Genomic DNA, 6,943 nt, shown 5'->3' on the forward strand with positions numbered 1-6,943 from the left:
ACTGTCTGATAGAACATATATTTGAGAACGGAGTGAGCAAGTGCTTTATTCTTCAATTTTAAAACCTATTTTTTTCAAAATAGATCCAGAGAAGGCGCATCACCTAGTAATAGATGGCTTAGCATTCGGTGGACGGGTACCCGGCATGAATGGATTGATGAATGCTATGTACGGCGTCGAGAAGTCGCCTGAACTTGCTACAGAGCTATTTGGACTGCAGTTTCCTCATCCAATAGGATTAGCGGCAGGTCTCGATAAAAATGCTAAGGCTGTGGACGGATTTTCTAGTATAGGTTTGGGATTCGCTGAGGTGGGCACAGTTACTCCTAAAGGACAAGCTGGCAATGAGCTGCCGAGATTGTTCCGGCTTCCATCTGATGAAGCCCTTATCAATCGAATGGGCTTTAATAATGAAGGCGCGCAAGCTATGGCAGAGAAGCTTGCTAAGCGCAAAATAAGCCGTATTCCGATTGCGGTTAATATCGGTAAAAACAAAATAACGCCAAATGAAAAAGCGCATGAGGATTATCAGTCCTGTATTCGAGAGTTATATACATTTGGAGATTTCTTTGTTGTGAATATAAGCTCCCCGAATACACCGGATCTGCGAGATCTTCAGCATGGTGAAGAACTGCGGACATTGCTCAGCGCGGTAAAAAAGGAAATGAACAATCAAGCGGCGAAGTTAGGAACTAAAACAAAGCCGGTACTCGTTAAAATCGCGCCTGACATGACGGATGAACAGCTCGAGCTTACAGTTGCAACCATAATGGAGAGCGGGGTATCGGGCATCATTGCTACGAACACTACGTTATCACGTAAGGGGCTTCAGCATACTAACGCAAGTGAAGCAGGCGGGCTCAGCGGAAAGCCGCTGCGCGACCGTTCTACCGACGTTATTCGCGCTGTCTATAAGCAGACCGGCGGTAAATTGCCGATCATAGGCTCTGGCGGTATTTTCACAGCACAGGATGCATACGATAAAATTCGCGCAGGGGCCTCTTTGGTCGAAATTTATACAGCGCTTATTTATAAAGGACCAGGAGTGCTCCGCGAATTGACGAACGGATTGAAGGAATGTTTACGTAAAGATGGCTACCGAAATATTGCGGAGGCAGTAGGGGCAGAGCATCATTAGAATAGGAGGCGGCCGGATGGACGGTAGAGACTGGAATCTTTTTTTACAGCCATATGAGCAAGCCGTTGAAGAACTGAAAGTGAAGTTTAAAACGATGCGAGTTGAACTGAAAGCAAGAGAATCTTATGCGCCGATAGAGTTTGTCACCGGCCGGGTAAAGCGTATCTCTAGCATTCTGGAGAAGGCGAAGCGTCTTCATGTTGCTCCAGATCAGTTGGATACTGGCATTGAGGATATTGCAGGCATTCGAATTATGTGCCAATTTGTAGATGATATTCATCGCGTGGCTGGTTTGATACGTACCCGCAGAGATTTAACGATTGTTTATGAGAAGGACTATATTACAAATTTCAAGGATAGCGGTTACCGCAGCTACCATATGATTGTGGAATATCCGGTTCAAACGGCATTAGGCTATAAAAAAGTATTGGCTGAAATTCAAATTCGTACACTTGCGATGAATTTTTGGGCAACGATTGAGCATTCCTTAAACTATAAATTTAAAGAGAGCTTGCCGGAGGATGTACGTGATCGTCTGAAAAAAGCTGCAGAAGCGGCATCACAGCTCGATACAGAAATGACAAGCATACGCAAAGAAATTTTGGATGCCCAGACGGAGTTTGAGGAGCAATCCAATGTAGTATCCAAGGTGCTGAGCTGTATTCAAGATTTATATTTCTATAATCGTGTGCGTGAAGCTGCGCATTTCCAAATGAAATTTAATGAGCTGTTCGAGAAAGAAGATATACACGGGCTAAGTCAGCTGTCACTCGATATACAAACGGCTATTAATAAGGCGAAAAAAGGCAGTCAGAATATATAAACCGGTTAAAGCTAAGTGGGAATATATAGGCGAAAAAAACCTCCAGCGCCTTGTGCGTCTGGAGGTTTTTCATGAATGTTCGAGTCTCATAAATGTGTTGTGATTATTCGGGCAAGACTAGCTGCTGACTTTCTTAGGCTTGAACGCGGCATCGATAGCATCGCGTATTTCATCAGCTGTCTTGCCTTGCTTGCTTAAAGCGACAACTTGCTCCATTTCCTTCTTGCAAATACCGCAGCTCGTACTATGATTGGTCCAAGTTACGCTGCCTTCGTCCGCGGGATGCTCTGCTACGTAACATCGCAACAGAGAATCATGCGGAGTTTCGACAGCTAGACCGTCCATACAGCCGCAATAACAATTAATGCCGCTCATTATATCGGCATGATCGTGAACAGCGGCGTACAGCTCGCTGGTATAAGGTGTATAATCCGAAAGAAATGATGGAAGCTCGTCATAGGAAGCGGTTTGCTGCCAGGTTTCAGAGCCGTGCATATGCTCAGCGCCGTCCTTATCACCGTCAGACATGCCGCAAGCGGTTAGCAGTGTTATGAACGCGAATGCAAGCAGCATAGCATACATGATTCCGCGAATTCGTGAGCTGCGAACTTCAGCAGCAGCTTGCCCTTCAGTCTCTGTAGTTTGGCGCTGACGCTTCATCATTTTGTCTCAGCTCCTGAATATTTGTTGAAGAATGCTCTGAAATCTTCCAGCTTATAACCTTGTGTGGTACCTTCTGCTGCAAGACCGCCTTCCAATTCATCAACTTGAACGCCATCCTTGAAGTAAGCCAGTGTTGGCGTGAATTCTACATTATACTTTTTGAAGTATTCTGGGAATTCTCGTAAATTGAATTGCGGAAAATCGATGCCTAGCTCATCCACAAGCGGCATAAGTTGAGGCGTTGTATATTTGCAATGAGGGCAGTCGGATGCGAAAAAGTAAACGAAGAAGTCTTCTTTATCGGCGACCTTCTTGTCCAATTCAGCCGGTAATATGATATTCTGGTAATTAGGATCGTCAAGCAGCTTGCGTGTTTCTGGATTCATTTCAGAGACAGGCTTATCGTACAAGGCGTTAACTGGTTCGTTCTTATTCAATACAAATATTGCTCCGAATAAAATAACAATAATACCGATGTACACATAAATCATTTTGAATTTACTTTTCTTTTTCATTAGCGTGTCTACCTCCGTAACAAATTTATAGGACATTATTACAGTAGCATGTCCTTACTGTATTTTATTATATAACAAAGTACTATACAAATGTAAGTGTGACAGATCAATTACAATTGGCAGGAGGAAATCAGGATGAGCGGTCATTTGCCGCGTAATTTCATAGACAAGATGAAGAAGCTGTTGGGTAATGAGTTTGATCATTTTATGGCGTCCTATGATGCTCCTCGCGTATATGGACTTCGGATTAATCGATTAAAGCTGAATGTGGAGCAGTGGAGAGAGCTCTCACCGATGGGGGATGATGTCAGATCAATTCCTTGGTCAGAGGATGGCTTGTATTATAAGGAAGGCGAGCGGCCAGGCAAGCATCCGCATTACCATGCGGGTCTTTATTATATACAGGAGCCTAGCGCAATGGCGCCCGTAGAGCTGCTTGATGTAAAACCAGGTCATCGCGTGCTTGATTTATGTGCTGCGCCAGGCGGGAAATCAACACAAATTGCCGGGAAGCTGCAAGGAACCGGAGTGCTTGTTACGAATGACAACGCGAAGGAAAGAACAAAAGCATTAGTGAAAAATGTGGAACTGGCAGGCATCCGAAATGCGGTTGTACTGAATGAGGAGCCGGCAAAGCTTGCACCTGTATTTAAAGAATGGTTTGATCGAATTCTCGTTGACGCACCTTGCTCAGGTGAAGGGATGTTCCGTAAGGATGAATCGATGATTGCGGAATGGGAGAAGCATTCGATAGAGCAATGCTCGGTTATGCAGAAGGATATATTGCGACATGCCGCTTCAATGCTAGCTCCTGGGGGGAAGATTGTTTATTCGACTTGTACCTTTTCTCCGGAAGAAAATGAAGTTCAGATTGCCTCTTTTTTAGCCGAGCATACAGAATTTCAGATTCAAGCTGTACCTCACCTCTATGGCTGGGCAGCGGGACGATCTGATCTGGCGGCTGAGAATGGACAGTTGACCGGTGAGCGTTTACAGAGCATAGATGGAACAGTTAGACTGTGGCCGCATCGCATCGAAGGAGAAGGCCATTATGCAGCAGTGCTTAGACGTGATGGCGAGCGTAAGCAAGATTTCGACGAAGCGGATTCAGTCATTAATGAGAAAAGAGCAACCGCGCGTACAGATAATAAACCAAATAAAAGTATAAACGTTAAGTCAAAATCAATCAATCCAAGCACGTCCTCTCCAAATGGCGGAGTATTAAAGCGACAGCGTCAAGGCGATGAACGAAGAGAAGGCAAGCGATTGACTGCAGATGCTTGGAAAAATTTCGGCATGGACAAGCAGCCAGGAAAACGGAATAAGATACAAGGCAAAGAAGATAATAGCAAAACAATCACGGAAGAGGTAAATCCGATAGCATTATGGCTACAATATGCTGAGGATTATGTAGTTGGAGCAGCGGCTTGGACGGGAAAGCTAGTCGCATATGGTTCAAGAGTTTATATTCAACCGGTTCAACTACCTTCTCTTGATGGGCTTCGGGTAGTAAGAGCTGGCTGGTATCTTGGAGAGGCGGTTCGTGATCGGTTTGAGCCTTCTCACCCATTAGCGATGGGACTATCAAGGAGCGAAGCGGTAAGATCGGTTAATTGGAGTTCGGATGATCCACAGACGCAGCGATTTTTAAAGGGAGAAACTCTATTTATAGAGGACTCAGAATTATTAATACAAGCTAATGCGCCGCATAAAGGATATGTACTTATTTGTACAGACGGCTATCCAATTGGCTGGGGGAAATATGGTGGAGGCATGATCAAAAATGCGTTACCTGCAGGATGGAGAATGATGTAAGATGGCGAAACGATTAAGAATAGACAAGCTGTTAGCTCATATGGGTCTTGGAACACGAAGTGAAATCAAAAAAGCAGTGAAACTTGGAAAGGTTTCAGTCGATGGCCGAGTAATTAAAGATAGCGGATTGATTGTCGATCCGGAGCTTGCTGAGGTTACTTTTGAAGGTGCGCCTGTCGTATATCGGGATGTTGTGTATCTTATGTTAAATAAACCAGCGGGCGTCATATCGGCGACTGAAGATAGCCGCGAGCGTACAGTGATTGATTTGCTGGAAGCGGAGGATCGGCTGCTGGAGCCATTTCCAGTCGGCAGACTGGATAAAGATACGGTAGGATTACTGCTTCTTACGAATGATGGTCAGCTCGCGCATGAGCTGCTATCACCACGCAAGCATGTCACCAAAACGTATGAAGCGGAAGTTCACGGTGATGTCGGTGAAGAGGACAAGCTGTCCTTTGCAGCGGGAGTTACGTTAGATGATGGTTATGTAACGATGCCTGCAGAACTGCATATCGAAAGCAAGACACATCGTGAAGAGGATGTCTATTCCACAATTTCACTAACGATTATGGAAGGCAAGTTTCACCAAGTGAAAAGAATGTTTGAAGCGGTTGGCAAAAAGGTTGTATATCTGAAGCGTGTATCAATGGGCCCGCTTAAACTGGACGATTCACTTCCTGAAGGCTCTTACCGTGAGCTGACGGAAAATGAGGTGGAGCTGCTTCGCATGCATAAGCGTGTGGGCGAGTAAGCAGATTTGAGAACGAATGGCATAGGAGTGGAAAAATGACTTTACATTATGATTTGATTGCGCTAGACGTGGATGGCACATTATTGACGGATGATCATGTGTTGACGGAAGGAATTAAAGAAACGGTGCGTGAAGCATCAGCACGCGGTGCGCAAATTGTGTTATGCACGGGCAGAGGGCCTCTTAGTGCGCTTCCTGTTCTAGAGGAGCTGGGACTTGGCGGCATTTTGATTACGCATAATGGAGCGGTGACAATTAATGCGGATGATCGTTCCATTTTGCATCAATTTGCTATGGATCAAGACCATCTGTTGCCGTTCATTACGTATTGTCGAGATCGCAACATTCATTTTGATCTGAATACGGCGTTTGAAATGATGACAGAAGGAATAACGCCTGAGGCTGAAGTCATGTATAACCATTATCAAGCCAATCCCGTTATTCAGGATTTTCGATTAGGGTTGCCAGAAGGACTTGTGAAATTTACTGTATTCGGCAGTAAAGAGAAGATGGATCAGGTTCAAGAGGAATGGGCTGACTGGGCGCCGTTATTGAAATCGATCCGAAGTGGAGATTATTTCATTGATGTTCATCATGCGGAAGCAAATAAAGGTCGAGCTCTGCAGCAATTCGCTGCTAGCCGTGGAATTGATCGAAGCCGAATTTTAGCAATCGGCAATTATTTTAATGATATCACGATGCTGCAATTTGCCGGAATGGGCATAGCGATGGGCAATTCACCAGATGAAGTCAAGCATGCAGCTAATGCTGTCGCACATTCAAATAGCGAAGATGGTGTAGCGATTGCCTTGCGTGAATTTGCTTGGACCTAAAGAATGCGCAGGAAATAATTCAAAAACAGTTGTATACTGGAAAATTGAGCCTTCTGTTGATCTACTATCTAGAGTATGAGCCGCAAGGATAGTAAACCACACATACAGATCAAAGTTAACTACTATATGAACTTACAGCATATAAAATAATCCGGAAATGAGTTTATAGCTTTCCGAGGGAGCACATGGGGTCCCCAATTTAGTGATTTGCCTACGGCCACATGTTTCATAAGCATGAAATCGAGCTTACAGCTCCAAAACCAATGGGAACATGGGGTTTAAGCTCTAAAATGGAACTAGAATAAAAAGTGGACACCTCTTAAGGGAAATTAGATAATAATCTACAAATGAAGAAGAGGTGTCCGGTATGAGCGAGAATAGACAGCATTACAGTGATGAGTT

General features: G+C 44.5%; 7 protein-coding genes. 5 read left to right on the forward strand and 2 right to left on the reverse strand.

Annotated elements, in window-relative coordinates; translation table 11 throughout:
- The first annotated feature begins 40 nt into the window (after nucleotides 1-40).
- Both AC0YN7_RS08335 and yjbM read left to right on the forward strand, forming a co-directional pair.
- Nucleotides 41-1,138 carry a quinone-dependent dihydroorotate dehydrogenase gene (locus tag AC0YN7_RS08335; RefSeq protein ID WP_475809485.1) on the forward strand — a complete coding sequence of 366 codons (1,098 nt, stop codon included), beginning with the start codon at nucleotides 41-43 and terminating at the stop codon, nucleotides 1,136-1,138.
- Between the two features lie 16 nt (nucleotides 1,139-1,154).
- On the forward strand, nucleotides 1,155-1,961 hold the full coding sequence (yjbM, locus tag AC0YN7_RS08340) for a GTP diphosphokinase (protein WP_475809486.1): 807 nt from the start codon (nucleotides 1,155-1,157) through the stop codon (nucleotides 1,959-1,961).
- Nucleotides 1,962-2,078: 117 nt separating this feature from the next.
- On the opposite strand, the gene AC0YN7_RS08345 is transcribed toward yjbM, so the two are convergent.
- Together AC0YN7_RS08345 and AC0YN7_RS08350 are read right to left on the reverse strand one after the other, a co-directional pair.
- Nucleotides 2,079-2,624 carry a PCYCGC motif-containing (lipo)protein gene (locus AC0YN7_RS08345; RefSeq protein ID WP_475809487.1) on the reverse strand — a complete coding sequence of 182 codons (546 nt, stop codon included), beginning with the start codon at nucleotides 2,622-2,624 and terminating at the stop codon, nucleotides 2,079-2,081.
- Nucleotides 2,621-3,139: a thioredoxin family protein gene (locus tag AC0YN7_RS08350; RefSeq protein ID WP_475809488.1), complete on the reverse strand. Its 519-nt coding sequence runs from the start codon at nucleotides 3,137-3,139 to the stop codon at nucleotides 2,621-2,623. Before AC0YN7_RS08350 ends, AC0YN7_RS08345 begins: the two co-directional genes overlap by 4 nt.
- A gap of 135 nt (nucleotides 3,140-3,274) precedes the next feature.
- Between AC0YN7_RS08350 and AC0YN7_RS08355 the strand changes: the two genes are divergently transcribed.
- From AC0YN7_RS08355 to AC0YN7_RS08365, 3 genes are read left to right on the forward strand one after another with little or no spacing between them, the layout of a single operon-like run.
- Nucleotides 3,275-4,954 (forward strand): RsmB/NOP family class I SAM-dependent RNA methyltransferase, encoded by a 1,680-nt coding sequence (locus tag AC0YN7_RS08355; RefSeq protein WP_475809489.1) that lies wholly within the window; start codon nucleotides 3,275-3,277, stop codon nucleotides 4,952-4,954.
- 1 nt (nucleotide 4,955) lies between these two features.
- Nucleotides 4,956-5,708 (forward strand): pseudouridine synthase, encoded by a 753-nt coding sequence (locus tag AC0YN7_RS08360; RefSeq protein WP_475809490.1) that lies wholly within the window; start codon nucleotides 4,956-4,958, stop codon nucleotides 5,706-5,708.
- A 35-nt stretch (nucleotides 5,709-5,743) separates the two neighbouring features.
- The gene (locus tag AC0YN7_RS08365; RefSeq protein WP_475809491.1) at nucleotides 5,744-6,541 is read left to right on the forward strand and encodes a Cof-type HAD-IIB family hydrolase; all 798 of its coding nucleotides are present in this window, start codon (nucleotides 5,744-5,746) and stop codon (nucleotides 6,539-6,541) included.
- Nucleotides 6,542-6,943: the final 402 nt, after the last annotated feature.

The sequence above is a fragment of the Paenibacillus sp. J31R122 genome (assembly GCF_056269185.1).

Coding starts and splice junctions, on each gene's coding strand:
- yjbM (WP_475809486.1), top strand. CDS start 1,155: ATGGACGGTAGAGACTGGAATCTTTTTTTACAGCCATATGAGCAAGCC.
- AC0YN7_RS08345 (WP_475809487.1), bottom strand. CDS start 2,624: ATGATGAAGCGTCAGCGCCAAACTACAGAGACTGAAGGGCAAGCTGCT.
- AC0YN7_RS08350 (WP_475809488.1), bottom strand. CDS start 3,139: ATGAAAAAGAAAAGTAAATTCAAAATGATTTATGTGTACATCGGTATT.
- AC0YN7_RS08355 (WP_475809489.1), top strand. CDS start 3,275: ATGAGCGGTCATTTGCCGCGTAATTTCATAGACAAGATGAAGAAGCTG.
- AC0YN7_RS08360 (WP_475809490.1), top strand. CDS start 4,956: ATGGCGAAACGATTAAGAATAGACAAGCTGTTAGCTCATATGGGTCTT.
- AC0YN7_RS08365 (WP_475809491.1), top strand. CDS start 5,744: ATGACTTTACATTATGATTTGATTGCGCTAGACGTGGATGGCACATTA.